Origin of the sequence: Streptomyces sp. NPDC020681 (genome assembly GCF_044334895.1) — a bacterium.
In the GTDB taxonomy this organism is placed as follows: Bacteria; Actinomycetota; Actinomycetes; order Streptomycetales; family Streptomycetaceae; genus Streptomyces.
Genome location: NZ_JBIRTX010000001.1, coordinates 556,507 through 581,652, shown reverse-complemented (window position 1 = coordinate 581,652; position 25,146 = coordinate 556,507). Strand labels below are relative to the sequence as shown.

Annotated in this window: 26 protein-coding genes; 15 read left to right on the top strand and 11 right to left on the bottom strand. The window is 70.6% G+C overall.

The annotated features are described in order from the left end of the window. The first annotated feature begins 91 nt into the window (after positions 1-91). The 3 genes from ACH4YL_RS02335 to ACH4YL_RS02325 all read left to right on the top strand — a co-directional run bounded on the left by ACH4YL_RS02335 (position 92) and on the right by ACH4YL_RS02325 (position 3,352). The gene (locus ACH4YL_RS02335; protein WP_398503948.1) at positions 92-1,387 is read left to right on the top strand and encodes an ABC transporter substrate-binding protein; all 1,296 of its coding nucleotides are present in this window, start codon (positions 92-94) and stop codon (positions 1,385-1,387) included. A 139-nt stretch (positions 1,388-1,526) separates the two neighbouring features. Further along, on the top strand, positions 1,527-2,435 hold the full coding sequence (locus ACH4YL_RS02330; RefSeq protein WP_398503946.1) for a carbohydrate ABC transporter permease: 909 nt from the start codon (positions 1,527-1,529) through the stop codon (positions 2,433-2,435). Next, a complete protein-coding gene (locus tag ACH4YL_RS02325) occupies positions 2,432-3,352 on the top strand; it encodes a carbohydrate ABC transporter permease (RefSeq protein ID WP_398503944.1) in 921 nt (306 codons plus the stop codon). Before ACH4YL_RS02330 ends, ACH4YL_RS02325 begins: the two co-directional genes overlap by 4 nt. Before the next feature lie 93 nt (positions 3,353-3,445). Here ACH4YL_RS02325 and ACH4YL_RS02320 read toward each other — a convergent pair whose 3' ends face one another. Further along, entirely contained in the window at positions 3,446-3,622 is a 177-nt protein-coding gene (locus ACH4YL_RS02320) for a hypothetical protein (protein WP_398503942.1), read from the bottom strand. A gap of 245 nt (positions 3,623-3,867) precedes the next feature. On the opposite strand from ACH4YL_RS02320, the gene ACH4YL_RS02315 reads away from it, so the two are divergent. After that, positions 3,868-4,899 (top strand): NUDIX domain-containing protein, encoded by a 1,032-nt coding sequence (locus ACH4YL_RS02315; RefSeq protein ID WP_398503940.1) that lies wholly within the window; start codon positions 3,868-3,870, stop codon positions 4,897-4,899. A 121-nt stretch (positions 4,900-5,020) separates the two neighbouring features. Here the strand turns inward: ACH4YL_RS02315 and ACH4YL_RS02310 are convergent, their stop codons facing one another. Next, the gene (locus ACH4YL_RS02310) at positions 5,021-6,376 is read right to left on the bottom strand and encodes a dipeptidase (protein WP_398503938.1); all 1,356 of its coding nucleotides are present in this window, start codon (positions 6,374-6,376) and stop codon (positions 5,021-5,023) included. Positions 6,377-6,483: 107 nt separating this feature from the next. Between ACH4YL_RS02310 and ACH4YL_RS02305 the strand changes: the two genes are divergently transcribed. After that, entirely contained in the window at positions 6,484-7,737 is a 1,254-nt protein-coding gene (locus ACH4YL_RS02305) for a geranylgeranyl reductase family protein (protein ID WP_398503936.1), read from the top strand. Between the two features lie 151 nt (positions 7,738-7,888). On the opposite strand, the gene ACH4YL_RS02300 is transcribed toward ACH4YL_RS02305, so the two are convergent. Further along, positions 7,889-8,335: a nitroreductase family deazaflavin-dependent oxidoreductase gene (locus tag ACH4YL_RS02300; RefSeq protein ID WP_398503934.1), complete on the bottom strand. Its 447-nt coding sequence runs from the start codon at positions 8,333-8,335 to the stop codon at positions 7,889-7,891. A 127-nt stretch (positions 8,336-8,462) separates the two neighbouring features. Here ACH4YL_RS02300 and ACH4YL_RS02295 point away from each other — a divergent pair, with 127 nt between their 5' ends. The 3 genes from ACH4YL_RS02295 (at position 8,463) to ACH4YL_RS02285 (ending at position 11,242) form a co-directional block, all read left to right on the top strand. Then, a complete protein-coding gene (locus tag ACH4YL_RS02295) occupies positions 8,463-9,212 on the top strand; it encodes a TetR/AcrR family transcriptional regulator (RefSeq protein WP_398503932.1) in 750 nt (249 codons plus the stop codon). Positions 9,213-9,344: 132 nt separating this feature from the next. Next, a complete protein-coding gene (locus tag ACH4YL_RS02290) occupies positions 9,345-10,580 on the top strand; it encodes a sensor histidine kinase (RefSeq protein ID WP_398503930.1) in 1,236 nt (411 codons plus the stop codon). Beyond that, positions 10,577-11,242: a response regulator gene (locus tag ACH4YL_RS02285; protein ID WP_398503929.1), complete on the top strand. Its 666-nt coding sequence runs from the start codon at positions 10,577-10,579 to the stop codon at positions 11,240-11,242. The genes ACH4YL_RS02290 and ACH4YL_RS02285 overlap by 4 nt, the downstream gene beginning before the upstream one ends. On the opposite strand, the gene ACH4YL_RS02280 is transcribed toward ACH4YL_RS02285, so the two are convergent. Both ACH4YL_RS02280 and ACH4YL_RS02275 read right to left on the bottom strand, forming a co-directional pair. After that, the gene (locus tag ACH4YL_RS02280; protein ID WP_398503927.1) at positions 11,203-11,478 is read right to left on the bottom strand and encodes a DUF6332 family protein; all 276 of its coding nucleotides are present in this window, start codon (positions 11,476-11,478) and stop codon (positions 11,203-11,205) included. The genes ACH4YL_RS02285 and ACH4YL_RS02280 overlap by 40 nt on opposite strands. Positions 11,479-11,580: 102 nt before the next feature. Continuing rightward, the gene (locus tag ACH4YL_RS02275) at positions 11,581-13,059 is read right to left on the bottom strand and encodes an MFS transporter (RefSeq protein ID WP_398503925.1); all 1,479 of its coding nucleotides are present in this window, start codon (positions 13,057-13,059) and stop codon (positions 11,581-11,583) included. Between the two features lie 87 nt (positions 13,060-13,146). Between ACH4YL_RS02275 and ACH4YL_RS02270 the strand changes: the two genes are divergently transcribed. Continuing rightward, positions 13,147-13,548: a MarR family winged helix-turn-helix transcriptional regulator gene (locus ACH4YL_RS02270; protein WP_398503923.1), complete on the top strand. Its 402-nt coding sequence runs from the start codon at positions 13,147-13,149 to the stop codon at positions 13,546-13,548. A gap of 22 nt (positions 13,549-13,570) precedes the next feature. Here ACH4YL_RS02270 and ACH4YL_RS02265 read toward each other — a convergent pair whose 3' ends face one another. The 3 genes from ACH4YL_RS02265 to ACH4YL_RS02255 all read right to left on the bottom strand — a co-directional run bounded on the left by ACH4YL_RS02265 (position 13,571) and on the right by ACH4YL_RS02255 (position 16,016). Further along, on the bottom strand, positions 13,571-14,314 hold the full coding sequence (locus ACH4YL_RS02265) for a maleylpyruvate isomerase family mycothiol-dependent enzyme (RefSeq protein WP_398503921.1): 744 nt from the start codon (positions 14,312-14,314) through the stop codon (positions 13,571-13,573). A 22-nt stretch (positions 14,315-14,336) separates the two neighbouring features. Continuing rightward, complete coding sequence (locus tag ACH4YL_RS02260; RefSeq protein ID WP_398503919.1) at positions 14,337-14,693, bottom strand: SCO4225 family membrane protein; 357 nt, start codon at positions 14,691-14,693, stop codon at positions 14,337-14,339. 102 nt (positions 14,694-14,795) lie between these two features. Then, entirely contained in the window at positions 14,796-16,016 is a 1,221-nt protein-coding gene (locus ACH4YL_RS02255) for an MFS transporter (protein WP_398503917.1), read from the bottom strand. A gap of 76 nt (positions 16,017-16,092) precedes the next feature. Here ACH4YL_RS02255 and ACH4YL_RS02250 point away from each other — a divergent pair, with 76 nt between their 5' ends. The 5 genes from ACH4YL_RS02250 (at position 16,093) to ACH4YL_RS02230 (ending at position 22,137) form a co-directional block, all read left to right on the top strand. Further along, positions 16,093-17,307 (top strand): ROK family protein, encoded by a 1,215-nt coding sequence (locus ACH4YL_RS02250; RefSeq protein WP_398503915.1) that lies wholly within the window; start codon positions 16,093-16,095, stop codon positions 17,305-17,307. Between the two features lie 114 nt (positions 17,308-17,421). Further along, positions 17,422-18,267, top strand: coding sequence for a YhjD/YihY/BrkB family envelope integrity protein (locus ACH4YL_RS02245; protein ID WP_398503913.1), 846 nt, complete (start codon positions 17,422-17,424; stop codon positions 18,265-18,267). 230 nt (positions 18,268-18,497) lie between these two features. Then, complete coding sequence (locus ACH4YL_RS02240) at positions 18,498-18,812, top strand: SHOCT domain-containing protein (RefSeq protein ID WP_398503911.1); 315 nt, start codon at positions 18,498-18,500, stop codon at positions 18,810-18,812. Then, on the top strand, positions 18,809-19,570 hold the full coding sequence (locus ACH4YL_RS02235; RefSeq protein ID WP_398503909.1) for an ABC transporter ATP-binding protein: 762 nt from the start codon (positions 18,809-18,811) through the stop codon (positions 19,568-19,570). Before ACH4YL_RS02240 ends, ACH4YL_RS02235 begins: the two co-directional genes overlap by 4 nt. Then, on the top strand, positions 19,567-22,137 hold the full coding sequence (locus ACH4YL_RS02230; RefSeq protein WP_398503907.1) for an ABC transporter permease: 2,571 nt from the start codon (positions 19,567-19,569) through the stop codon (positions 22,135-22,137). Before ACH4YL_RS02235 ends, ACH4YL_RS02230 begins: the two co-directional genes overlap by 4 nt. Before the next feature lie 158 nt (positions 22,138-22,295). On the opposite strand, the gene ACH4YL_RS02225 is transcribed toward ACH4YL_RS02230, so the two are convergent. Next, positions 22,296-22,769, bottom strand: coding sequence for an ATP-binding protein (locus ACH4YL_RS02225; protein WP_398503905.1), 474 nt, complete (start codon positions 22,767-22,769; stop codon positions 22,296-22,298). A gap of 181 nt (positions 22,770-22,950) precedes the next feature. Next, positions 22,951-23,274 (bottom strand): hypothetical protein, encoded by a 324-nt coding sequence (locus ACH4YL_RS02220; RefSeq protein ID WP_398503903.1) that lies wholly within the window; start codon positions 23,272-23,274, stop codon positions 22,951-22,953. A gap of 199 nt (positions 23,275-23,473) precedes the next feature. On the opposite strand from ACH4YL_RS02220, the gene ACH4YL_RS02215 reads away from it, so the two are divergent. Then, a complete protein-coding gene (locus ACH4YL_RS02215) occupies positions 23,474-24,607 on the top strand; it encodes a PLP-dependent cysteine synthase family protein (protein WP_398503901.1) in 1,134 nt (377 codons plus the stop codon). Positions 24,608-24,650: 43 nt separating this feature from the next. On the opposite strand, the gene ACH4YL_RS02210 is transcribed toward ACH4YL_RS02215, so the two are convergent. Further along, complete coding sequence (locus tag ACH4YL_RS02210; RefSeq protein ID WP_398503899.1) at positions 24,651-25,127, bottom strand: SRPBCC family protein; 477 nt, start codon at positions 25,125-25,127, stop codon at positions 24,651-24,653. Between the last annotated feature and the right edge of the window lie 19 nt (positions 25,128-25,146).

Genomic DNA, 25,146 nt, shown 5'->3' with positions numbered 1-25,146 from the left:
GGGTTATGTTGGGTTGCACCTCGGAGGAGGGGACATGGCGCAGTCATCGTTCAACGGTTCTGCAGCGCCCGGGAGCGTGGCAGGACATCGGATGTCCCGGCGAAATCTGCTGCGCGGCGCGGCGGCGGGTGCGGGTGCGATCGCGCTTCCCTCGCTGCTCGCGGCCTGCGGCAGCGGCCCCGGCGGGGACGGCAAGACCATCACGATGGGCTCCAACTCGTCCGACCCGGTGCCGAAGAAGGCGTTCGCCGACGCGTTCGCCGCGTACGAGAAGCAGTCCAAGGACGGCCGGAAGGTCAAGGTCAACACCGTTGACCACAACACCTTCCAGGAGAACATCAACCGGTATCTGCAGGGCAAGCCGGACGATGTCTTCATGTGGTTCGCGGGCTACCGCATGCAGTTCTTCGCGAAGAAGGGCCTGCTGCACGACGTCAGCGACAACTGGCAGGGCTACCAGGGCTTCTCCGCCGCGCTGAAGGCCCAGTCGACCGGTGAGGACGGCAAGCAGTACCTCACGCCGTATTACTACTACCCGTGGGCCGTCTTCCACCGGAAGAGCGTCTTCCAGCAGTTCGGCTACCAGGCGCCGAAGACGCTCGACGAGTACATAGCCCTCGCCAAGCAGATGCAGAAGGACAAGCTCGTCCCGATCGCGTTCTGCGACAAGGACGGCTGGCCCGCGATGGGCACCTTCGACTACATCAACATGCGGACGAACGGCTACGAGTTCCACAAGAACCTCATGGCCGGCCAGGAGGCCTGGACCGACAAGCGCGTCAAGGACGTCTTCGACACCTGGCGCAGCCTTCTCCCGTACTGCCAGCCCGGGGCCAACGGCCGCACCTGGCAGGAGGCCGCGACCAGCCTGCAGAAGAAGCAGGCCGGCATGGCGGTCTTCGGACTCCCGCACCCCGGCGCCCAGTTCCCCAAGGGCGAGCAGGCCGACATCGATTTCTTCCCGTTCCCGGAGATCAACCCGGAGCACGGCCAGGACGCCGTCGAAGCGCCCATCGACGGCTTCCTGCTGGCGAAGAAGTCGAAGTCCCTGAAGCAGGACGCGAACATGGAGAGCGCCAAGGACCTGCTCAAGTGGCTCGCCACGGGCAAGGCCGAGGACATCTATCTGGCCAGCGACCCCAACAACATCGCCGTCAGCGACCAGGCCGACACCTCGAAGTACACCGAACTGCAGAAGAAGGCCGTCGAACTCGTCTCCGGCGCCAAGCAGATCTCGCAGTTCCTCGACCGTGACACCAGGCCCGACTTCTCGTCGACGGTGATGATCCCGGCCATTCAGACCTTCATCAACAAGCCGAAGGACGTGGACGGATTGGTCAACAGCATCGAGAGGCAGAAGAAGACCATCTTCGCCTCCGAAGGCTGAACCGACCTCGTACGACATCGACTTGGAGCCACCAGCCGTGCCGCTGCTGCAATCTCCCGGGGGACAACCCCCGGACCCCGGGCCAAAGCCGAAGGCCGCCGCCCGGGGCACCGTGAACGACTCCGGGGGGCGATCGAAAGTGGGCATCCCGCGGCGCGCCGCACGGCGAGGTCCACGGCGGTTCACCCGCCGCGACCTCGCCGTCATCGGCGTGTTTCTCGGCATACCGATCCTGCTCGACATATTCATCGTGTGGGGACCGACCCTCGCCTCCGTCGTGCTCTCCTTCACCAGTTGGGACGGCATCGGAGACATTTCCTGGGTCGGCACGGAGAACTACAAGAACCTCTTCACGAATTACCCGACGTTCTGGCCCGCCGCCCGCCACAACCTGCTCTGGCTGGCCTTCCTCGGTCTGGTCGCCACACCGTTCGGGCTGCTGCTGGCCGTACTGATCGACCGGGGCGTGCGGTTCAGCCGCTTCTACCAGTCCACGCTGTACATGCCGGTCGTGCTCTCGCTCGCGGTCGTCGGCTTCATCGCGCAGCTGATCTTCTCCCGCGACCAGGGCGCGCTCAACGCGATCCTCGGCAACACCGACAACCCCACCGACTGGCTCGGCGACCCCGATCTGAACCTCTGGATGATCCTGCTGGCCGCGGCCTGGCGGCACACCGGCTATGTGATGATCCTCTACTTGGCCGGGCTCAAGGCCGTCGACACCTCGCTGAAGGAAGCCGCGGCCATCGACGGGGCGAGCGAGGCGCAGACGTTCTTCCGCGTCGTCTTCCCGACCCTGCGGCCGGTCAATGTCATCGTCGGCGTGATCACCGTGATCGAGGCGCTGCGCGCCTTCGACATCGTCTACGCCGTCAACAAGGGCAGAAACGGCCTGGAGCTGCTCTCGGTACTCGTCACCGACAACATCATCGGCGAGGCCAGCCGGATCGGATTCGGCTCGGCCATCGCCGTGGTCCTGCTCGCCGTCTCCATGGGATTCGTCGTGACGTATCTGGTCCAGGAGATCCGTGGGGAGAAGAACCGATGACGCTCGACACCGCGCCCCCGCCCAGCGTTGCTCCGCCGGCGCCCGCGCCGCCCCGCAAGCGCCGTGTCCGCCCCGGACGGCTCGGCGTCCACGCCTTCCTGATGACCGTCTCGCTGGCCTTCCTCGCCCCGCTGCTGCTCGCGGTGTACGCCTCGCTCAGGCCGTACGACGAGACCTCCGAGCACGGGTACTTCTCGCTGCCGCGGAATCTCTCCTTCGACTACTACCGGCAGGCCTTCACCGACTCGGGCATGACGAAGTACTTCGTCAACACGATGATCATCGCCGTTCCCGGGGTGCTGATCACGCTCTTCTTCGCCTCGTTCGTGGCCTTCGCCGTGGCGCGGCTGAAGATGCGCGGCTCGATCCTGCTGCTGATGCTGTTCACGGCCGGCAATCTGCTGCCTCAGCAGGTGATCGTCACTCCGCTGTACGTCCTGTTCAACCGCATCCCGCTGCCGTACTGGATGTCCGACTCGATGACGATGTTCGACTCGTTCTGGGCCGTCATCTCCGTGCAGGTCGGCTTCCAGATCGGCTTCTGCGTCTTCGTGCTCGCCAACTTCATGCGCACGCTGCCGGTGGAGATCCTCGAGGCGGCGATCGTGGACGGCGCGGGCGTGTGGACGCAGTACTGGCGGATCACGCTGCCGTTGTGCCGGCCGGCTCTCGCGGCGCTCGGCACGCTCCAGTTCACCTGGATGTACAACGACTTCCTCTGGGCCCTGGTCTTCATCTCCGACGGCGACAAACTCCCGGTCACCTCGGCGCTGAACAATCTGCGCGGTCAGTTCTTCACCGACTACAACCTGCTGGCCGCCGGCTCGGTGATCGTGGCGCTGCCGACGCTGATCGTCTTCCTGCTGCTGCAGCGGCACTTCATCGCGGGCCTCACGCTCGGCTCCACCAAGGGCTGAGCCACCGGGCCCGCCCGTGCCCGTGCGTCGTGCACGAAACGTCGTGCCCGATCCGTCGTGCCCCGTCCCGCCCGGGACGGGGCACGAGCGCGGTCAACCGACCGCGTCCACCGTCCGCAGCGACACGACGACCAGGAACGCGTCCGACTCGAGGTCCATCACGACCTCCGCTGCCAGACCCTCGTCGCGGCGCGCCCGCGCGAACTCCTCGGCAGGCCAGCTGCCGCGCGGGCCCCCGGCGGGAAACCTCTCCAAAACCGTACGGCGCATCCCGCACCCCCTCATGTCTTTCGAGCTCCAACGACGCTCCGCCCACGGGTGTCACGGCTCGGGCGGAGCGGCCGGTACGTACGGTGAGACGCCGCGCGCCGACACGTGGTGGCCGCGAACCGGCAACAGCACGGACACAGTTGAGTCCGCGACCGGCTCCGCGATCAATCGGCCGGTTGCCGTCACGGGTTTCCGTGGCAGGGTGTTGCGGGCAATCCACTGAGGGCTACGGAAGAGGGGGAACCGTGATCGTCTGGATCAACGGTGCGTTCGGAGCGGGCAAGACAACCACCGCGCGCGAACTGATCGATCTGATCCCGAACTGCACGCTGTACGACCCCGAACTCATCGGTGGCGAACTGCGCCGCCTGCTGCCGCCCAAGCGGCTCGCCGAGGTCACCGACTACCAGGATCTGCCGATCTGGCGACGGCTCGTGGTGGACACGGCGGCGGCACTGCTCGCCGAACTCGGCGGGGTGCTGGTGGTCCCCATGACCTTGCTGCGCCAGGAGTACCGCGACGAGATCTTCGGTGGTCTCGCCGCCCGCCGGATTCCCGTACGGCATGTGCTGCTTCGCCCGGACGAAACGATCCTGCGCGAGCGAATAGCCGCCCGCGGGGAGCCGGAGACATCCGATGCCGACCAGCGCGCCCGGCAGTGGGCGTCCGACCACTTCGATCCGTACCTCGCGGCGCTGGACTGGCTCACCACGGACGCGCATGTCGTCGACACCAGCCGGATCGACCCCCTGGAGGCGGCGCGGCGGATCGCCGCGGCGGTGCGGACAGGCGAGGCCACCGTCTGCGAGATCGTGCAGACCCCCGAGCCGACCGCCGAGACCCTGGCCGCGGGAGTGCTGCTCTTCGACGAGGAAGACCGGGTGCTGCTCGTCGACCCGACCTACAAGCCGGGCTGGGAGTTCCCCGGCGGGGTGGTGGAGCGCGGCGAGCCTCCGGCGCGGGCCGGGATGCGCGAGGTCGCGGAGGAACTCGGCCTGGAGCTCGACCAGGTGCCGAGGCTGCTGGTCGTCGACTGGGAGCCGCCACTGCCGCCGAGATTCGGCGGCCTGCGACTGCTCTTCGACGGCGGCCGCCTGCACAGCCGCGAGGCCGGCCGCGTGCAGCTGCCGGGCCCGGAACTGCGGGCCTGGCGTTTCGTCGCCGAGGAGGAGGCGGCGGAACTGCTGCCGCCGGTGCGGTACGAGCGCCTGCGGTGGGCGCTTCGGGCGCGGGAGCGGGGAGCGGTGCTCAATCTGGAGGCGGGCGTCCCGGTCTGAGGACCGTGTGCCTCGGCCGGGCGTGCCAGGGTGCCGACATGGCGCGGGTACAGCGGACAGGAAGCGGACTGGAAAGGGCCCTCGCCGTCCGGCGAGGGCCCTCAGCGCGGGCGAACGAGGATCAGCTCGCGGCGTAGTTCCGCAGGAACAGCGCCTCCGCGACCGACAGCCGTTCCAGTTCCTCGGGCGAGACCGACTCGTTCACCGCGTGGATCTGTGCCTCGGGCTCACTCAGGCCGATCAGCAGGATCTCCGCGTCGGGGTAGAGCGCCGCGAGCGTGTTGCACAGCGGGATCGAGCCGCCCATGCCGGACGCCTGCATCTCCTCGCCCGGGTAGGCGAGACGCATCGCCTCGGCCATCGAGGTGTACGCGGGGCTGGTGATGTCCGCCTTGAAGGGCTGGCCCTGGCCGACCTGCTCCAGGGTGACCCGGGCGTTCCACGGAGTGTGCTTCTCGATGTGCGCGAACAGCAGCTTCGTCGCCTCGGCCGCGTCCTGGCCCGGCGGCACCCGCAGGCTGATCTGCGCCCGGGCGCTCGCCGGGATGGACGGAGTCGCTCCCGCCACCGGGTGGCAGTCGATGCCGACGACGGTGACGGAGGGGCGCGCCCAGATCCGGTCGGCCACCGTGCCGTTGCCGGTCAGGCCGACACCCGTGAGCACCTTGGCGTCCTTGCGGAAGTCGTCCTCCGGGTACTGCAGACCGTCCCACTGCGCCTGCGTCGGGAGCCCGTCGATCACCGTCGAGCCGTCCTCGGCGCGCAGCGAGTCGAGTACGCGGATGAGCGCGGCCAGCGCGTCGGGTGCGGCGCCGCCGAACTGGCCCGAGTGGAGATTGCCCTCGAGGGTGTCGACCTGGACGCGGATCATGGTCATGCCGCGCAGGGTTGCGGTCACCGTCGGCAGGCCCACGCGGAAGTTCCCGGTGTCGCCGATCACGATCGCGTCGGCAGTCAGCAGCTCCGGGTGCGCCTCGGCGTACTGCTCGAGACCGCCCGTGCCCTGCTCCTCGGAGCCCTCGACGATCACCTTCACGGAGACGGGGACGCCGCCGTTCGCCTTGAGGGCGCGCAGAGCCAGCAGATGCATGATGAAGCCGCCCTTGCAGTCGGCCGCACCGCGCCCGTACCAGCGGCCGTCCCGCTCGGTCAGCTCGAACGGCGGGCTGATCCACGCGGACTCGTCCAGCTTCGGCTGCACGTCGTAGTGCGCGTACAGCAGGACGGTCCGCGCACCTTCAGGGCCGGGCAGCAGGCCGTACACCGACTGGGAACCGTCCGGGGTGTCCAGCAGCGCGACATCCTCGAATCCCTCGGCGCGCAGGGCGTCGGCCACCCAGTTCGCCGCGGCCTCGCACTCGCTCCTCGGTGCCACCGCCTCGTCCGCGACCGACTGGAAGGCCACCAGTTCCGCCAGCTCCGCCTGGGCGCGGGGCATCAGGGAACCAATGGTCTCGGTGATCGGACGGGCGGTCATGGGCACGCTCCTTGTGGGTGCGACGTTGTGCATTGTGTGCACGGCGAATGTGCGGTTGATCCTGCCACGGGCAGGAAGTGACCGCGCCGTAGGATGCCGTCGAGAGCATGGGTCACGCGTCAAATCGGGAGCAGAAGCACATCGTGAGCAGCGAGAACGCAGACGCCGTAGGTGAGCACGGCGAGCCGGTGTGGGACGTCGTCGTGGTCGGCGCCGGGCCCGCGGGAGCCTCGGCGGCCTATGCGGCGGCGGTGGCGGGCCGTCAGGTGCTGCTGCTGGAGAAGGCCGAACTGCCGCGCTACAAAACCTGTGGCGGAGGCATCATCGGGCCCTCGCGCGACAGCCTTCCACCGGGCTTCGAGCTGCCGCTGCGCGACCGGGTGCACGCGGTCACCTTCTCGCTGAACGGAAAGCTGGCGCGTACGCGCCGCTCCAAGCGGATGCTCTTCGGGCTGATCAACCGGCCGGAGTTCGACGCCGGACTGGTCGAGCAGGCGCAGAAGGCCGGCGCCGTGCTGCGTACCGGCGTGACCGTCTCCCGGGTGGAGCAGCACGGACCCGCCGTGCCGGACCGGCGCACGGTCGCCGTGGTGCTGGCCGACGGCGAGACCGTGCTGGCCCGTGCCGTCGTCGGCGCGGACGGCAGCGCGAGCCGGATAGGGGCACATGTCGGCGTGAAGCTCGACCAGGTGGATCTCGGTCTCGAGGCCGAGATCCCGGTGCCGGAAACGGTGGCGGAGGACTGGGCGGGCCGGGTGCTCATCGACTGGGGCCCGATGCCGGGCAGTTACGGCTGGGTCTTCCCCAAGGGGCAGACGCTGACGGTCGGAGTGATCTCGGCGCGCGGCGAGGGGGCCGCGACCAAGCGGTATCTGGAGGACTTCATCGCGCGCCTCGGGCTCGCCGGGTTCGAGCCGGCGATCTCGTCGGGGCATCTGACCCGGTGCCGCAGCGACGACTCACCGCTGTCGCGCGGCCGGGTCCTGGTGTGCGGGGACGCGGCCGGGCTCCTGGAGCCGTGGACCCGGGAGGGGATCTCCTTCGCCCTGCGCTCGGGCCGGCTGGCGGGGGAGTGGGCGGTCCGGATCTCGGAGGCCCACGACGCCGTGGACGCGCGCCGTCAGGCGCTGAACTACGCGTTCGCGATCAAGGCGGGGCTGGGCGTCGAGATGGGCGTCGGGCGGCGGATGCTCGCCATCTTCGAGCGCCGTCCGGGGCTGCTCCACGCGGCGATCACCGGTTTCAGGCCCGCGTGGAAGGCGTTCGCCGACATCGCCCGCGGTTCGACGACGCTGGCGGGGCTGGTGCGGACGCACGGTATGGCGCGGCGCGCGCTGGAGGCGATGGACCGGCGCGCCTGAGCGGACCGGACCGGGGCGGGCTGAGGCCGGGGCCTGCGCGCAGCCGGGTCGAGCGGGCCGAGCGTGCCGTGGCCTGTGCGCGCCTGGCCTGGACGGGTGGCCCGGCCCGGACTTCGGCGGGTGGACCGGCCCGGTCTTGCGGGCCCGCGGCTCACTTGACGGTGATGCGGAAGACCGGGTGCTTGTGCGCCGCGGCGAGCAGCTCCTCGTCCGTGGACTTGGCGTTGACGTCGCCGAAGAACCGTCCGACCTCCCAGCCCCAGCGCTCGAGGTAGGTGCGCAGCACTACGGGCTTCTCCGCGTCCGTCAGCTCGACTGCGGTGAACTCCTTGGTCTTGCGGCCGACTTGGAGCCGTCCGCCGCCGGCGGCGCGCATATTGCGGACCCACTGGGAGTGGCCGCGGGCGGAGACCAGATACGGGCCGCCCTCGTACGGGAGCGGATTGACGGGGAGGCGCCGCCATTCGCCGCTGGTGCGGCCGCGGACGGACAGCTCGGCCGTGCCCATCAGGCTGATGCCGTGCCGGGCCAGCCAGGCGACGGTGCCGTTGACGATGTTGTCGAAGCGGCCGGGCTTGACGTAATGCGCCTGCGACATGGTGATCTCCACTGGTTGAGAGAGCAGTGCTCTCGCTTATGAGCAGTGTGCACCGGATTGGTGATCCAAAGCAAGAGCACCGCTCTCGTTATTGGTCAGTGCTCCGAAACGTGGAAGACTGCGCTCCATGACCAAGCTCCGTGGGGCCAGGGAACGGGCCCGTATCGAAGTCACCGCAGCCATCAAGGACGAGGCTCGACAACAGCTCGCGGCCGAAGGCGCCGCCAAGCTCTCGCTGCGCGCTGTCGCCCGCGAGCTCGGCATGGTCTCCTCCGCCCTCTACCGCTATTTCCCCAGCCGCGACGATCTGCTGACTGCGCTGATCGTCGACGCCTACGACGCCGTCGGCGCCGCCGCCGAGTCCGCACTCGCCGCGGCCCCCGACCCCGATGACCATCCGGCCCGCTGGACCGCGATCTGCTCGGCCGTGCGCGCGTGGGCCCTCGCCCACCCGCACGAGTACGCCCTTATCTTCGGCTCCCCGGTCCCCGGCTACACCGCGCCGATGGACACTGTCGAGCCCGCCTCCCGGGTCGGCCGGGCGCTGATCTCCGTCGCGCGTGACGCCCACCGCGCCCATGGCATCGCGCTTCCGCCGCTCGCCGAGGAGCTTCGCCCGGAGGCCCACCGGCTCACCGCCGACGTCGCACCCGATCTGCCTCCTGCCGTGGTCGTCGCGCTGGTGGCCGCCTGGTCGCAGCTCTTCGGCCTGATCTCGTTCGAGCTCTTCGGCCAGTTCAACCGGATCGTGGAGGAGCGGGACCTGTTCTTCGCGCAGGCCGCGGCCCGCCTCGCGCATGAGGTCGGACTGTGTGGCCCGCATGCCGCAGACCCGGATGCCGCAGGCACGCATCCCGGCACCAGGGCCGGTTCCTGACGCAGCCCCCGTTCCACAGCGGCACGCCGCGCACGAAGGCCCCGGCCTCCGGTCCCGTACTGCACAGGGAGTACGTGTGATCGCCACGCCCGGCGGACGCCCGGGCCGCCCCGCCCGGTCTAGCGTGGCCGTATGGATGAGCAGCACACCCGCTTCTGCGGTGGTCCCCCCTGGTCACGGGCCGGCGGACCACCGCCGCCGTTGCGTCTTTGGGAGGCACGGCGCAGCGCCGGCAGGGTGCCGTGGCCGTCGACGATCGCGGTGGCCGTGTTCGTGATGGTGGGCTCGCGCTTCGCTGCCGAAGGCCAGCCGGAACGCGAGGCGCTCGATGCCTTCGCACGGGTGCTGCTGGTCATCGGCCCGGCCTTTCTGCTGCTGCGCAACAGGTGGCCGGTGGTCTCCGTCTTCGGCGTCTGCGCGACGGCGCTCGTCTACTTCGGCGCGGGCTATCCGTACGGGCCGATCTTCCTCACCGTCGCCGTGGGCGCGTTCGCCGCGGTCGTCTCCGGGCACCGGTTCGCCGCCTGGTGGGCCGTCGGCGGGCTGTGGGCCGGCCATCTGCTGATCGCACACTGGCTGTACGCACATCTGCCACCGGGCGGCGACGATGCCGCACCCTGGGGGCAGGAACTGGTCATCGCCGCCTGGGTGGTGGCCATCCTTGCGGCCTCCGAGCTCGTCCGCACGCGGCGCGAGGTGTGGGCCCGCGAGCGCATGGAGCGAGCCGCCGCCGAGAAGCGCCGCGCCGACGAGGAGCGGCTGCGGATCGCCCGCGAACTCCACGACGTACTCGCGCACTCCATCTCCGTCATCAACGTCCAGGCGGGCGTGGGCCTCGCGCTCCTCGACAGCAACCCGGAGCAGGCCCGCACCGCGCTCACCACCATCAAGGCGGCGAGCAAGGAGGCGCTTGGCGAGGTGCGCCAAGTCCTCGACACGCTCCGTGCGCCCGGCGACGCGCCGCGCGCGCCGGCCCCGGGCCTCGACCGGCTGCCGGAACTCGTCGAGCAGGCCGCGAGCGCCGGTCTGCGCGTCGAGATCGAGACGGACGGCGAGCGCCGCGCGCTGCCGCCCGGCACCGACCTCGCTGCCTTCCGGATCGTCCAGGAGGCCCTCACGAATGTGGTGCGGCACTCGGGTTCGCGCACCGCTCAGGTGCGGATCGCCTACCGGCCCGGCCGGCTCGATCTGCGGATCGACGACGAAGGACCGGCCACCGGCTCGGACGCCGGCGGCAGCGGCAACGGCCTTGCCGGGATGCGGGAGCGGGCCGCCGCCCTGGGTGGCACGATCGAGGCGGGCCCACGGCCGGACGGTGGTTTCCGGGTCCGCGCCGACCTTCCCGTGCAGCCGAAGGAGACGATGTGATCCGCGTAGTGCTCGCCGATGACCAGCTGCTGGTGCGAGCGGGCTTCCGGGCTCTGCTCGACGCCCAGCAGGACATCGAGGTCGCGGGCGAGGCCGCCGACGGTGAGGAGGCGGTGCGGCTGGTGGGTGAACTCCGTCCCGACGTCGTGCTGATGGACATCCGGATGCCGCTGCTCGACGGGCTGGCCGCCACGCGCAGGATCACCGGTGACGAGCGGCTCGGCGAGGTGAAGGTGGTCATGCTGACGACCTTCGAGCTGGACGAGTACGTCTTCGAGGCCATCCGCTCCGGCGCGTCCGGCTTCCTGGTGAAGGACACCGAGCCGGAGGAACTGCTGCGCGCGGTACGGGCGGTGGTGGAAGGTGACGCGCTGCTGTCGCCGGGCGTGACGCGCCGGCTGATCGCCGAGTTCGCGGCCCGCTCCAAGGCCCCGGCCGACGCCGAAGGGCTCGGCGAACTCACCGAACGCGAGCGCGAGGTGATGGCCCTGGTCGGGATCGGCCTGTCGAACGAGGAGATCGCCCGCCGGCTGGTCGTCAGCCCGCTCACCGCCAAGACGCATGTGAGCCGCACGATGGTGAAACTGGGGGCCCGCGACCGGGCCCAACTGGTGGTCCTGGCCTACGAGTCGGGCCTGGTCCGCCCGGGCTGGCTCGGCTGAGGGGCGGTACGCGCAAAGCGCCACAGCACGGTGATCAGGCGCAGTACAAAGACGACCACGGCCGCCACGCCGCCCGCGACGAGGAGCCCGCGCTCGACGGCGTACGGCATGGTGAACATCAGCTTGGGCCCGGCGATCACTCCGAAGACCACCGCGGCGACCAGCACCGCGCTGAGCAGTGCGTATCCGATCTCGACCGTGATCGCGTCCCGCTCCGCCTGTGTTCGTCGCCCCATGTCCGAAGTGTCACAGGGCGGGGGGGGGGGGGGGGGGGGCCGCCGCGGCCCCCCCCCCCCCCCCCCCCCCCCCCCCCCCCGCCCCCTTGAGCACGGTTCCGGTCAGTCGCCGACCGTCACCCGCTCCGGCTCCTTCTCCGGCACGGACTTCGCCACCAGCACGCTCTTCCGGCCGGGGCGGGTACGAAGCCCGGTCAGCGTGATGAGCAGTCCGACGGCCGCGATCGCGGTCACCACCACCAGGCCCGGCCGGAAGCTGTCCAGCACCTCCTGCGGTGTGCCGCCCTCGCCGCCGCCCGCGGTGATCACCGCGGTCACCACGGCGAGGAAGATGGCGCCGCCGACCTGGATCGAGGTGTTCAGCAGGCCGGAGACCATGCCCTGCTCGTGGTCCTCGACGCCGTTGGTGGCCTGGATGTTGAGCGACGGGAAGACCAGCGCGCACGCCGCGCCGAGCAGCAGCATCGACGGCAGGATCACCGCCGCGTAGCTCGGCGCGAGGTCGATCTGGAGGAAGAGTGCGTACGCGATCACCAGCAGGCCGAAGCCGACGGCGATGACCCGCGGCGTGCCGAACCGGTCGACGATCGAGCCGACCTTCGTCGAGGAGAGCGCCACCAGCGCGCCCGCCGGAAGGAAGGCCAGCGCCGTCTGCAGCGCCGACCAGCCGAGCAGGGACTGCATGTACTGCGTGACGAGGAACTGGAAGCCGATGTACGAGCCGAAGAAGAAGGCCGCGCCGAGGTTGGCCCGGATCTGGCTGCCGGAGCGCAGTACGCCGAGCCGGATCAGCGGATGCGAGCTGCGCAGCTCGATGGTGACAAAGGCGGCGAGCAGCACGGCGACGGCGAGGAACGACAGCAGCGTACGGGCGGAGGCCCAGCCCACCTCGGGAGCCTGCACGACGGTGAAGACGAGCAGCAGCATCGAGGCCGTGCCGGTGACGGCGCCGGGCAGGTCGTATCCCTTGCCGGAGTCCTCCCGGCTGCTCCGCGGGATCAGCCTGATGCCGGCGATCAGCGCGATCAGTGCGATGGGCGCGGGCAGCAGCATCGTCAGCCGCCAGCTGACCTCGGTGAGCAGACCGGAGAGCACCAGGCCCATCGAGAAGCCGGTGGCGGCGCAGGTGGTGTAGATGGCCAGCGCGCGATTGCGCTGCGGTCCTTCCTTGAACGTCGTGGTGATGATGGAGAGTCCGGCCGGGGCGGTGAACGCGGCGCTCAGCCCCTTGATGAAGCGGCTGGCTATCAGGAGCGGTCCGGAGTCGACGAGTCCGCCGAGGAGCGAGGCGATCGCGAAGACGGCGAGCGCGATCAGAAAGACCCGGCGCCGGCCGAGCAGGTCGGCGGCGCGGCCGCCGAGGAGCAGCAGGCCGCCGTAGCCGAGGATGTAGCCGCTGACGATCCACTGCAGGGTCGAGGTGGACAGATCGAGATCGGTGGCGATCGAGGGCAGCGCGACGCCGACCATCGAGACATCGAGGGCGTCGAGGAACATCGCGGCGCAGAGCACGAGCAGCGTGCCCCACAGGCGAGGGCTCCAGCGCTCCAGGGCCACGGGGACGTTGGGCGGAGTGGTCATGCGGAGCACAGTACATGCACGTGCATTGAATGCAAGCGCATTTAATTCCGATGCAACAAAGTGCGGCTTTTCTGCTAACGTGCCGTCATGGCAGCGAAGAAGTCCGAGCGTGCGCTCGTGGAGGAGTGGCGGGACGTCCTCGCGCTGCACGCCCGTACGATCTGCGAGCTCGACCGCGAGCTCCATCAGCACGGGCTCGGCGCCAGTGACTTCGAGGTCCTCGATGTACTCGCCGAGGAGCGCGCCGCCGACGGCGCGGCGTCCTTCCGCGTGCAGGAGCTGGCGTCCCGCGTGCATCTCAGCCAGAGCGCCCTGTCACGACTCGTCGCCCGGCTGGAGAAGGACGGACTGGTCATGCGCTGCATGTGTCCCGAGGACCGGCGCGGTGTCCGGGTGGCCCTGACCGACGAGGGCAGGGCCAGGCACGCCGAGGTGCAGCCGTTGCAGCGTGCGGTGCTCTCCCGGATGCTGCCGGGCACGACGATCTGAGCCGGCGCATCCGGCGGGCTGTCTACGACCAGGTGACCGGTGACCTGTCGCGCCAGAGCCTGGCGACGTCCGCGTCACCGGTGACGGAGACCGCGCTCAGCGGGAGCCTGTTCCACAGGGCCAGATAGAGCTGCTCCGCCGTACCGCTCAACTCGCAGTCCGCGGGGCCCTCGTCGCTCGGTTCCGTGCGCGGCGCGTCCGTCGAGAACCAGACGGTCCACACGTCGTCCGTGTCCAGCGGCCGTACGCGCAGGGAGAGCGGCGCCTCCGAGCGCACCCGGCTCCGCGACCGGCCGTGGAAACCGGTCAGCAGCTCGGCGATGCCGTCCGCGGCGAATGCCGCGGCCACAGGTCCCGGCTTGCCGCCCAGCGCCGACTCGGCGTCCGCGCGGTGGATCGCGGTCTCGTGCGCCTGCCGCCTCGTCCAGAACGCGAGCGGAGAGGGTGCCGGGAGGAAGGTCCAGCACTGCACGTCGGGGGGCGCCTCGCTGAGCGCGGCCACCAGCAGCCCGTGCCCCTCGCGGAACCATTCGACCAGCTCGTCCCCGTCGAGCCCGGTCTCCGGCTCGGCCGGGTGGTAGCCGGTGTACCCCTCCGTGACGAACGCGGTCGCCCAGCGGTGCACCATGCTGATGTGCCGCAGCAGGTCGCGGACCTGCCAGTCGGGACAGGTCGGCACGGGCGCGCCTGGGCCCGCTTCGACGGCGGCCGCGGCCAGCAACTGTCCGTCCCGGACCAGGGATTTGATCAGCTCAGCGGTCTCCATGCCGCCGATTGTCCCACCGGGATCAAGCCCCCTGGGGGTGCGCGGAACGAGGACGTCCGCGCAGCAGGCGGCCGAACCATCCGAGGGCGGCTGACTGGATCAGCACCGACAGCACCAAGGCGGTGTAGACGAACCACGAGGCCCCGGAGACCGCGTCGCCGAACAGGTCGCCGAGGAGCAGGAAGACGAAGACGGTCGGAGCGGTGAGTGCGAACAGCCAGACGCCCGCGAACGAGGCGTCCTCGTGGTGGACGAAGATCGCGTCGACTGCGACATAGACCGCCGCAACGGCGACCAGTGCCAGATACACCTGGGAGACGCGACTGCCGAAAGTGAGCCGGGTCAGCGCGCCGAGCCGCTCGGACCGTTCAGAGTTCATGGCGTTCTCCCCACATCGACGGCCGCATGGACGTATCCCCGCATGGTCAGCGGTGACTTCCATGGTGCGTCCGGGGCGGCCGATCCGCCTGAGTACGCCTACTCACCCGGCCTGGGGCGCCGACGCATGCCGGGCCGAGTACCCGGTCACCGCCGCGGCCGCCGCGAGCGCCGCGACCGTGGTCAGCGCCACGGGCAGCGAGAACCAGTCGGCGACGAAGCCGATCGCGGGCGGGCCCAGCAGCATGCCGCCGTAGCCGAGCGTGGACGCCGCGGCGACGCCGCCGGGTCCCGCCACGGCGCCCGCTCTGGCCACCGCCACCGGGAAGATGTTGGCCAGGCCGAGTCCGGCCACGCCGAAGCCCAGCAGCGCGAGCCACACGCTCGGCGCGAGCGCGCCGAGCAGCATTCCGGCGGCGGCCGTCGTGCCGCCCGCGACCAGCGTGCGGGTCTGGCCGAGCCGCTCCAGCAGTGCCGTGCCGGAGAGCCGGCCCGCCGTCATGGCGAGCGCGAACAGCGAGTATCCGGCGGCAGCGACGCCGGGGTGGGCGTCGAGGTCCTGCTCCAGATGGAGCGCGCCCCAGTCGGCCATCGCGCCCTCTCCGTACGCCGTGCAGAGCGCGATGACACCGAACAGCACGACGATCCGGCGGGTGCGGCCCCTGAGCCTGGTGGGGGCGGGCTCCTTGCTCAACTGCTCCGTGACGGGTGCCGGATGGCGCAGGAGTACGGGGCCCGTGACGGCGGTGACCAGCAGGCCCACGGCCGTGAGCGTGAGCAGATGGGCGGTGGGGGAGAGGCCGCCGGCGACCAGTCCGCCGAGGCCCGCGCCGATCATTCCGCCGAGGCTGAACGCCGCGTGGAAGCTCGGCATCACCGGCCGGCGCAGCGCCGCCACCAGATCGACGGCCGCGCTGTTCATGGCGACATTGATCCCGCCGTACGCGGCTCCGAAGACCAGCAGCACCAGTCCCAGCGTGAACGCGGAGTGGGTCAGCGGCGGCAGCGCGATGCTCAGCGACATCAGCACGGCGCTGACCACCGTCAGCGGATGGCTGCCGAAGCGGCGGCAGAGCCGGCCGGTGAGCGTCATCGTCACCACCGCTCCCGCCGAGACCCCCAGCAGCGCGAGGCCGAGGTCGCTCGCCGACGCCCCGGCCTGCTCCTTGATCGCGGGAATGCGGACGACCCAGCCGGCGAAGAGAAAGCCGTCCAGGGCGAAGAACAGGGTCAGAGCGGTGCGGAGGCGGGACAGGGAGGGTGGGGCGATGTCTTTGCCAGGTCCCCCCGGTACGGCGGTCCGCAGTTTGTTTAGGTGCGGCACAAACTCAGCATAGGGGCCCGGACCCGATCCGTACAAGACGGCTGCACACCCTCCGGATCATGGGAGACTCGCCTCCATGAACGGCAAGGCGACGAGCATCAAACCAAGGCTGGAGAGGGGCCGCAGTGCGCTCGGCCCCGCGCTGGAGCTGGTACACACCGGCCGCGCGCCCACCCGCGCCGTGCTCACCGCCGAGCTGGGCGTCACCCGCGCCACCGCGGGAGCCGTGGCCGCCGAACTGGAGGCACTCGGGCTGATCCGTGTCGACTCCCGGCCCGGTGCGGCAGCCGGCTCCCAGGGCAGGCCCTCGCACCGTCTCTCCGTCGACGACACGGGCCCCGTCGTCCTCGCCGCCCAGGTGCACGCCGACGGATTCCGCGCCGCGCTCGTCGGCCTCGGCGGCAGCACCGTCGCCACCGCTCCGGGCTGTGTCACGGTCTCCGAGGACCCGGCGCAGGTGCTCGGCGAGGTCGTCGACGCGGGCGCCGCCCTGCTGCGCGAGAGCGGCCGGCGGTGCGTGGGCGCGGGCCTGGCCGTGCCGTCCGCGGTCGCCGAACCGGAAGGCACCGCGCTCAACCCGCTGCATCTGGCCTGGCCGGCCGGGGCGCCCGTACGCGGCATCTTCGCCGACTGCGTGCGCGCGGCGGGCATCCCGGGGCCCGCTTTCACCGGCAACGATGTCAACCTCGCCGCGCTCGCCGAACACCGGCACGGCGCGGGCCGCGGCGCCCAGCATCTGCTCTGCGTGGCCACCGGCCACCGCGGCGTCGGCGGCGCGCTCGTCCTCGACGGCCGTCTGCACACCGGCAGTTCGGGCCTCGCGCTCGAGGTCGGCCATCTCACGGTCAACCCCGAGGGCCGGCCCTGCCACTGCGGCAGCCGCGGCTGCCTCGACGTCGAGGCGGACCCGCTGGCCTTCCTCACCGCGGCCGGCCGCGTCCCCGGTCCCGAGGTCTCGCTGCTCGAGCAGTCCAGAGAGCTACTGCGCTCGGAGTACGACGATCCGTCCGTACGGGCCGCGGGCGAGGAGCTGATCGACCGCCTCGGCCTCGGGCTCGCCGGTCTTGTCAACATCCTCAACCCCGACCGGATCATCCTCGGCGGGCTGCACAAGGAACTCCTCGAGGCCGACCCGGAGCGGCTGCGCGCCGTCGTCGCGGACCGCAGCCTGTGGGGGCGCAGCGGGGGAGTGCCGATCCTCGCGTGCTCGCTCGACCACAACAGCCTGGTGGGAGCGGCGGAGTTGGCCTGGCAGCCGGTCCTCGACGATCCGCTGGGCGCGCTCGTCTGACGGCCCGGGCGGGCCCCGGCGGCATATCCGCTCGTATCGGGCACGGCGGGCGGCGACACCCGTCCGGGGGCACAATGGACTCTTCGCCTCGTACTTTCGGGTAGTCGACGAGCTATGACCCACAAGCCCCCCGGCGCGCCGTCACCTGCGCACCGGCTCCAGCGCCTGCAGAGCAGGATTCTCGCGTCCCCCGTCGGCCTCGCCTGGGAACGGGGCCGCGAGATGGAGCTGATGCACCGCGCCATGGGCTTCGCCGCACTCGGCTTTCTGACACTGGTCCCGCTGCTGATCGTCGTCGCGGCTGCCGACCCGGCGAGCGGTCAGGGCTTCGCCCGCTGGCTGGGCCAGGCACTGGGCGTCTCGGAGGCGTCGCTGGACGAGGTGGAGCGGCTGTTCGGCCCGACAGGGGTCGCCCTGCAGCGCACCACCGCCTTCGGTCTCGCCGCGCTCACCGTGTTCGGTCTGACCTTCGGCTCGGCCGTGCAGACCGGTTACGAGAAGGTCTGGGACCTGCCGACGGCCCGCTGGCACACGATGTGGCGGCATGTCGTCTGGCTCGCGCTGCTGATCTTCTCGCTCGTGGTCTTTGTGAATGTGCCCGTGCCCACCGATTCGGCCTGGCGGGCGCTGCTGGGCGGATTCGGCGATCTGGTCGGCACGTTCCTCTTCTTCTGGATCTCCCAGCGGCTGCTGCTCGGCGGCCGGGTCCGCTGGCGGGCCCTGCTGCCGGGGGCCGTGACGACAGCCCTGTCCTTGCTCGGTCTACGGGTGTTCTCGCAGCTCGTCTTCTCACCGCTGATCGCCTCGAACGCGGTGACGTACGGCCCGTTCGGCACGGTGCTGGTGATCCAGTCGTGGCTGGTCGGGGTCGGCTTCGTCGTCTACGGGGGCGCACTGGTGGGACGGCTCATCCACGAGGGGCGGGTACGGCGCCGGCTGGAGGAGGAGAACGGGATCTGACCCCGGCGCACGGCACCGGCGGCAGCCGGGGCGGTGACCCCGGGCGGGACCGCCGCGGCAGTCGCGGCGCAGCTCCGACCGCACGGGAGCAGCGCCAAAAGCCCTGCGTACTCCCGGAGTGGTACGCGCACTGCCGCTGGCCGTACGACGACTTCGACCCCCTGCCGGCGGGAGCCTCGGAAGCGACAAGGAACCACGCAACACCATCGCTACCGAGGAGCTGAACCGAGATGAACACCCTGGCGCACGACGGGCCCGGCCCGTGGATTCTCTTCTTCCCGCTGATCTGGGCGGCCGTCGTCGTCGGCGTCGTCACCGTCCTGCGCCGTACCGGCATCTGGCGAGGCCGTCGTGGCCCCTGGCAGGGACCCCGCGCGGCCTACGGCGACAGGGGCTACGGCGACAAGGGCCATGGCGAGAACTCGCCGATCGCGATGCTCGGCCGCCGCTTCGCCGCCGGTGAGATCGACGAGGACGAGTACTGGCGCCGGCTGTCCGTCCTGGACGAGCAGTTCGGCCGCGTGGACAAGGGCGGTGCGGCATGACCGTCACCACCACCGCGACCCGCACCGCGGCCCGGGTCGTCGACGCCGTGAAGGTCTACGGCACGGGCGACACCGAAGTGAGGGCCCTGGACGGGGTGAGCGTCGACTTCCCGGCCGGCCGCTTCACCGCGATCATGGGGCCCTCGGGCTCCGGCAAGTCGACGCTGATGCACTGCGCGGCCGGACTCGACACGCTCACCTCGGGATCCGCCTTCATCGGCGACACCGACCTCAGCGCGCTCGACGACCGCAGGCTCACCCTGCTGCGCCGCGAGCGCATCGGCTTCGTCTTCCAGGCGTTCAACCTCATCCCCACCCTGACCGTCGCCGAGAACATCACGCTGCCGATGGACCTGGCCGCGGAGAAGCCGGACCGCGAGTGGCTGGAGGCCCTCGTCGACACCGTTGGCCTGGGCGACCGGCTGCACCACCGGCCGAGTGAGCTCTCCGGCGGCCAGCAGCAGCGGGTCGCCGTGGCCCGCGCCTTCGCCGGCCGGCCCGATGTCGTCTTCGCCGACGAGCCCACCGGCAACCTCGACTCCCGCTCCGGCGAAGAGGTGCTGCGGCTGCTCGGCCGCGCGGTCCGGCAGACGGACCGTACGGTCGTCATGGTCACCCATGACCCGGTCGCCGCCGCCCACGCCGACGAGGTCGTCTTCCTCGCGGACGGACGGCTCGTCGACCGGATGGAGGCGCCCACTGCCGAGCGCGTGCTCGACCGCCTGAAAGCCTTCGACAGCAAGGGGGCGGCGACATGAGCGGCAGCCGTGCCTCACTGCGGATCAGCCTCAGTTCGCTGCGCGCGCACAAGCGGCGCTTCGCCGGGACGTTCACCGCCGTACTGCTCGGCGTGGCCTTCCTGACCGGCACGCTCGTCATGGGCGACACGCTGCGCGGCAGCTTCGACACCATGTTCGCCAGCGCCAACGGCGGCACCGACGCGGTCGTCCGCAGCTCCCATGTCGTCACCGTGCCCGGCGAGAGCCAGGGCACCCGGCAGCCCGTGCGGACGGACCTCGTCGCCCGGATCGAGAAGACGCCGGGCGTCGCAGCGGCCGTGCCCAACATCCAGGGCGCGGGACAGCTGGTCGGCTCCAACGGCAAGCCGATCGGCGGACAGGGCCCGCCCACCGTGGCCGGCAACTGGATCGACGACACCGCGCTCAACCCGTACCAGCTGGCCGAAGGCCGGCCACCCGCCAAGACCGGCGAAGTCGTGGTCAATCGCGGCGCGGCCGACAAGGGCGGGCTGAAGATCGGCGACCGGACCGTGCTGCGCACGCCCGACCCGGTGCGCGTCACCATCGTCGGCCTGGCCACCTTCGGCGGCGAGGACGGCATGGCCCAGGTGACCTTCACCGGCATGACGCGGGCCGACGCCGAGAAGTACCTCACGCCGAAGCCCGGCGAGGCGTCGTCCATCCAGGTGCGGGCCGGACCCGGCACCAGCCAGCAGGAGCTGGTGGACGCGCTGACTCCGGTACTGCCGGGCGGCGTCGAGGCGATCACCGGCCAGGAGTCGACCGCAGAGAACCAGGACATGATCTCCAGTCAGTTCCTGAACCTGTTCACCACGCTGCTTCTGGTCTTCTCCGGCATCGTGCTGCTGGTCGCGACCTTCTCCATCTACAACACCTTCGCGATCGTCATCACCCAGCGGACCCGCGAGAACGCGCTGCTGCGTGCGCTCGGCGCCTCCCGCCGCCAGGTCGTCGGCGCCACGCTCGTCGAGGCCGCCGTCGTCGCGTTCGTCGCGTCCGCGGCAGGACTGCTGGGCGGCATCGGCATCGCCGCCGGACTGCAGGCGCTCTTCCCGGTCATCGGCTTCCCCTTCCCGGAGGGCGCACTGGTCATCAGCGGCATCTCGATGCTGCTGCCACTGGCGGTCGGCGTGATCGTGTGTCTCGGGTCCGCGCTGCTGCCCGCCGTACGGGCCGGACGCACCGCGCCGCTGGCCGCGCTCCGCGAGACGGCGGTCGACCACTCCGCGGCGTCAAAGAAGCGCGCCTACGTCGGAGCCGGCGTCGCGCTGGCCGGCATCGGCACCATCCTGGTCGGCGTGCCGGCCGGTGGGTCGATCTGGCTCGCCGCGTTCGGCGCGGTGCTGGCACTGGCCGCCTTCGTGGTGCTCGGTCCGGTGGCTTCGTCGTACGCCGTACGGATCCTGGGCGGTCCGCTGGACCGGCTGCGCGGCGTCTCCGGCAGCCTGGCCAAGCGCAACGCCCTGCGCAGCCCCAAGCGCACCGCCGCCACCGCCACCGCGCTGATGATCGGCGTCGCCGTCGTATCGCTGTTCACCGTCTTCGGCGCATCACTGAAGGCGACCATGGACCAGACGGTCTCCCGGTCCTTCGCCGGCGATGTCGCGGTCAGCGTGCCGGCGTTCGGCGCGGGCGGCAGCGGCCTCAGCCCCAGGCTCGCGCCGGCCATCGCGGCGCAGCCCGAGGTGGCGTCCGCGGTCGGTCTCGGCCAGGGCGTCGCGGAGGTCGACGGCTCGGGCCGCCAGCTGACCGTCACCGACCCGGTCGCGCTGGGCAAGTCCTTCGACCTGGGCACCGTGCAGGGCTCGCTGGACGGGCTCGGCCGCGACGGCGTGGCCGTGGCGGACACGGAGGCCGACAAGAAGGGCTGGAAGCCCGGCTCCACCGCCGAACTCACCTTCACGGACGGCACAAAGGAGACCTTCACGGTCCGCGCCGTCTTCGAGCAGTCGGAGCTCGCCGGAGACTACGTGATCACCCGCGAGGCATGGGCGCCGCACCGCGCCCAGGACTCCGACACGCTGATCGCCGTCAGCTTCAAGGACGGCGTGTCCACCGCGGACGGCACGGCGGCGGTGGAGAAGACCGCGTCGGCGTACGGCAATCCCGAGGTGCAGACCCGCGACGAGTACGCACAGAGCGCGGCCGGAGCCATCGACATGATGCTCACTCTCGTCTACGCCCTGCTGGCGCTGGCCGTGCTGATCGCACTGCTCGGCATCGCCAACACGCTCACTCTCGCGATCCACGAACGCACCAGGGAACTGGGCCTGTTGCGGGCCGTCGGCCAGACCAGGAACCAGCTGCGCTCCATGGTGCGCTACGAATCCGTGCTGGTCGCCGCCTTCGGCACGGCCGGCGGACTGGCACTGGGCGGGCTGCTCGGCTGGGTGCTCGTCAAGGCGTCCGAAGGCGCGGGCGACACCGCGTTCGCCTTCGCCGTCCCGCCGGTGCAGCTGCTGGTGGTCGCGCTGGTCGGCCTCGTCGCCGGAGCGGTCGCGGGCTGGCGGCCGGCCCGGCGCGCGGCACGGCTGGACGTACTGCGGGCGATCGCGACCGAGTAGCCGGTGCCCGGGGCTCCGCCCCGGACCTGGCTCCTCAAACGCCGTAGGGCACGGCGCTTTGTCTCAAACGCCGGACGGGCGCTGTGCTCTCTGTCCTCAAACGCCGGACGGGCGCTGTGCTCTGTCCTCAAACGCCGGACGGGCGCTGTGCTCTGTCCTCAAACGCCGGACGGGCTGACCTTCAGCCCGTCCGTCGTCGCGTACGCCACTGGACGCGGTGGCAACTCGACGGTCGGCGAAGGCGTGCTGAGGGTGAACCAGACGGCCTTGCCCGTGTCGCCCTGGGGCTGCACACCCCAGCTCTCGCTCACCGCGGCTATCAGTTCGAGCCCGCGGCCCGAGGTGGCGAAGGGATCGTTGTCGCGTACGGTCGGAAGACGTGGATCGTGGTCATGGACAGAGACCGTGAGCCGGTCGAGGAGCAGCTCGATCTCGACGGTGCACGACTTGTCCGGCTCGGCGTGCCGATGGACATTGGTCAGCAATTCTGTGACGCCGAGCGCTGCCTGGTCGATCAGAGGATCGAGATGCCAGTAGCGCAGCTGCGCCGAGATGATTCTGCGGACCTGACCGATCCGCGACGGCAGGGCCTGGAGCTCCACCGTGCAGTGCCTGCTTGGCTGGCTGATCACGGCTGCGACTCCCCGAATGAGGTCCGGAAGAAGACGAAGGATCGGATCCAGCAGTTGGCCGGCTGCTGTTTTGTCCGGCGGGCTGGATCGCAGCGTCACCGCCGGTGCACCCTGAGTGATGTGAGACAAGCGTGAACCAATGGCCACAATCCCGCAACTCGCAGCACCCGGGCGGGCACTCTCAGTGCCTGGAGCCTCCGGCGCCGCGCACCGCGTCCAGGAAGCGTCCGGCCAGGGCCCGGCCGTCCAGCCGCTTGCCCCGCTGGCCCATCGTCAGCCGGTACCGCTTTCCGTTGACCGTCGCCACCGTGCTCGCGTCATCGGCGAACCAGGGCTTTCCGGCCCGTACGGCCCGGACGGGCGCGCTGTCGATCACCCTGCCGTAGCTGGTGAGCAGCGCGAGCTTGCCGTCCTTGATCAGCACCTGTCCCGCATTGGTGAGCGAGCGGGGCCACCGTTCGATCCGTACGCCCGTGGCCCGGAATTCGGGCTCTGCCATCCCCATCGAGTTCCGCCCCCTTCAACCGTCGTCTGCTGGGAAGTCTGCACAACTCCGGCCCAGCGCACCAGTACGTGCGGCCCCAACGGGGCGAGTACCGGCCCACAAGTATCCCCTATGGATGCCCAAAGTGAACGTTTGCGCAGGTGAGGGGCTTACTGTGGCAAGAGGGAAACAGAGTCGGTCAAATCGAGGGACGGCGCACATGAGCACGAGTGAGAAGCCTGTGGCGGGCGAGGCGATGGTGACCGTCGATGTGGACCGGAGCGATCCGGAGTTCCGGACGTGGCTGAAGGAGGCGGTCCGCAGGGTCCAGGCGGACGCCAACCGCTCGGCCGACACGCATTTGCTGAGATTTCCGCTGCCCGAGCAGTGGGGCATCGATCTCTATCTCAAAGACGAGTCGACCCATCCGACCGGGAGCCTCAAGCACCGCCTCGCGCGGTCGCTGTTCCTGTACGCGCTCTGCAATGGCTGGATCCGGCCGGGCAGGCCGGTCATCGAGGCGTCCAGCGGGTCGACCGCCGTCTCCGAGGCGTACTTCGCCAAGCTGATCGGCGTCCCGTTCATCGCCGTGATGCCGCGCACCACCAGCCCCGAGAAGTGCCGTCTGATCGAATTCCACGGTGGACAGTGCCACTTCGTGGACGACTCCCGGAAGATCTACGAGGAGTCGGCGGCGCTCGCCGAGCGGACCAGTGGCCACTACATGGACCAGTTCACCTATGCGGAACGGGCCACCGACTGGCGCGGCAACAACAACATCGCCGAATCGATCTACGAGCAGCTGAGGCTGGAGCGGTATCCGGAGCCTGCCTGGATCGTCGCGACCGCGGGCACCGGCGGCACCTCCGCGACCATCGCGCGGTATGTGCACTACATGCAGCACGACACCCGCATCTGTGTGCCCGACCCGGAGAACTCCTGTTTCTTCGACGGCTGGACCCACAACAACCCGCTGGCGAGCAGCGATTGCGGCTCGCGCATCGAAGGCATCGGCCGGCCGCGGATGGAGCCGAGCTTCGTGCCGGGCGCCATCGACCGGATGATGAAGGTGCCGGACGCGGCGAGCGTGGCCGCCGTCCGCGCGCTGGACGCGGCCATCGGGCGCAAGGCGGGCGGCTCCACCGGCACCGGCCTGTGGAGCGCGTTGAAGATCATCGCCGAGATGGTGGCGGACGGACGGAGGGGCAGTGTGGTGACGCTGCTCTGCGACCCGGGCGACCGCTATCTCGACAAGTACTACTCCGACGCCTGGCTCGAGGAGCAGGGCCTGGACATCGTCCCGTACACCGCGTCGATCGAGCGGTTCCTGGCGACCGGCGTCTGGCCCGTCTGAACCGTCTGGCCCGTCTGAACCGGCTGAACCGTCCGCCGTGGTGTCACCGGGACTCGGTGAGCCTGCGGTCGAGATGGCGCATCGCGCTCCGGAAGGAAGCACCGGGGCCGGATTTGCCCAGCCGCATCAGCGCCCGCACCGGCGCGGGCGCGTCCGCCGCGAAGGTCCACTGCACCCGCGTGCCGTTCCCCGCGGGCGTGAGCCGCCACTCCTCCAACAGCGCATGCAGACCTGGGGCGTTGGTCCGGTCCACGCGGTACGCATAGCGCTCGTCGGGATCCGTGGCCAGTATCGTCTCGCCGAAGAACACGCCGCCCTTGAGCCGGACATCACGGCCCGCGCCGCCATGCGTCGGCGTGGCCTCGCTGACGGCGGTGAACCAGGTGCGCCAGCCGCTCACATCGTCGGCCAGCGCCTCGTACACGGCCTTGGGAGCGGCCGACAGCTCGGCCGCGAAGACCAGTTGGAGCGGAGCGGTGTCGAGGAAGTCGAGTTCGACGGGTCGCAGTCGGCGTGCCATGGTCCGTACCTCCGCTGGA

Coding starts and splice junctions, on each gene's coding strand:
- ACH4YL_RS02335 (WP_398503948.1), top strand. CDS start 92: ATGTCCCGGCGAAATCTGCTGCGCGGCGCGGCGGCGGGTGCGGGTGCG.
- ACH4YL_RS02325 (WP_398503944.1), top strand. CDS start 2,432: ATGACGCTCGACACCGCGCCCCCGCCCAGCGTTGCTCCGCCGGCGCCC.
- ACH4YL_RS02320 (WP_398503942.1), bottom strand. CDS start 3,622: ATGCGCCGTACGGTTTTGGAGAGGTTTCCCGCCGGGGGCCCGCGCGGC.
- ACH4YL_RS02310 (WP_398503938.1), bottom strand. CDS start 6,376: ATGACCGCCCGTCCGATCACCGAGACCATTGGTTCCCTGATGCCCCGC.
- ACH4YL_RS02305 (WP_398503936.1), top strand. CDS start 6,484: ATGGGTCACGCGTCAAATCGGGAGCAGAAGCACATCGTGAGCAGCGAG.
- ACH4YL_RS02300 (WP_398503934.1), bottom strand. CDS start 8,335: ATGTCGCAGGCGCATTACGTCAAGCCCGGCCGCTTCGACAACATCGTC.
- ACH4YL_RS02295 (WP_398503932.1), top strand. CDS start 8,463: ATGACCAAGCTCCGTGGGGCCAGGGAACGGGCCCGTATCGAAGTCACC.
- ACH4YL_RS02290 (WP_398503930.1), top strand. CDS start 9,345: ATGGATGAGCAGCACACCCGCTTCTGCGGTGGTCCCCCCTGGTCACGG.
- ACH4YL_RS02280 (WP_398503927.1), bottom strand. CDS start 11,478: ATGGGGCGACGAACACAGGCGGAGCGGGACGCGATCACGGTCGAGATC.
- ACH4YL_RS02275 (WP_398503925.1), bottom strand. CDS start 13,059: ATGACCACTCCGCCCAACGTCCCCGTGGCCCTGGAGCGCTGGAGCCCT.
- ACH4YL_RS02270 (WP_398503923.1), top strand. CDS start 13,147: ATGGCAGCGAAGAAGTCCGAGCGTGCGCTCGTGGAGGAGTGGCGGGAC.
- ACH4YL_RS02265 (WP_398503921.1), bottom strand. CDS start 14,314: ATGGAGACCGCTGAGCTGATCAAATCCCTGGTCCGGGACGGACAGTTG.
- ACH4YL_RS02260 (WP_398503919.1), bottom strand. CDS start 14,693: ATGAACTCTGAACGGTCCGAGCGGCTCGGCGCGCTGACCCGGCTCACT.
- ACH4YL_RS02250 (WP_398503915.1), top strand. CDS start 16,093: ATGAACGGCAAGGCGACGAGCATCAAACCAAGGCTGGAGAGGGGCCGC.
- ACH4YL_RS02245 (WP_398503913.1), top strand. CDS start 17,422: ATGACCCACAAGCCCCCCGGCGCGCCGTCACCTGCGCACCGGCTCCAG.
- ACH4YL_RS02240 (WP_398503911.1), top strand. CDS start 18,498: ATGAACACCCTGGCGCACGACGGGCCCGGCCCGTGGATTCTCTTCTTC.
- ACH4YL_RS02235 (WP_398503909.1), top strand. CDS start 18,809: ATGACCGTCACCACCACCGCGACCCGCACCGCGGCCCGGGTCGTCGAC.
- ACH4YL_RS02230 (WP_398503907.1), top strand. CDS start 19,567: ATGAGCGGCAGCCGTGCCTCACTGCGGATCAGCCTCAGTTCGCTGCGC.
- ACH4YL_RS02220 (WP_398503903.1), bottom strand. CDS start 23,274: ATGGGGATGGCAGAGCCCGAATTCCGGGCCACGGGCGTACGGATCGAA.
- ACH4YL_RS02215 (WP_398503901.1), top strand. CDS start 23,474: ATGAGCACGAGTGAGAAGCCTGTGGCGGGCGAGGCGATGGTGACCGTC.
- ACH4YL_RS02210 (WP_398503899.1), bottom strand. CDS start 25,127: ATGGCACGCCGACTGCGACCCGTCGAACTCGACTTCCTCGACACCGCT.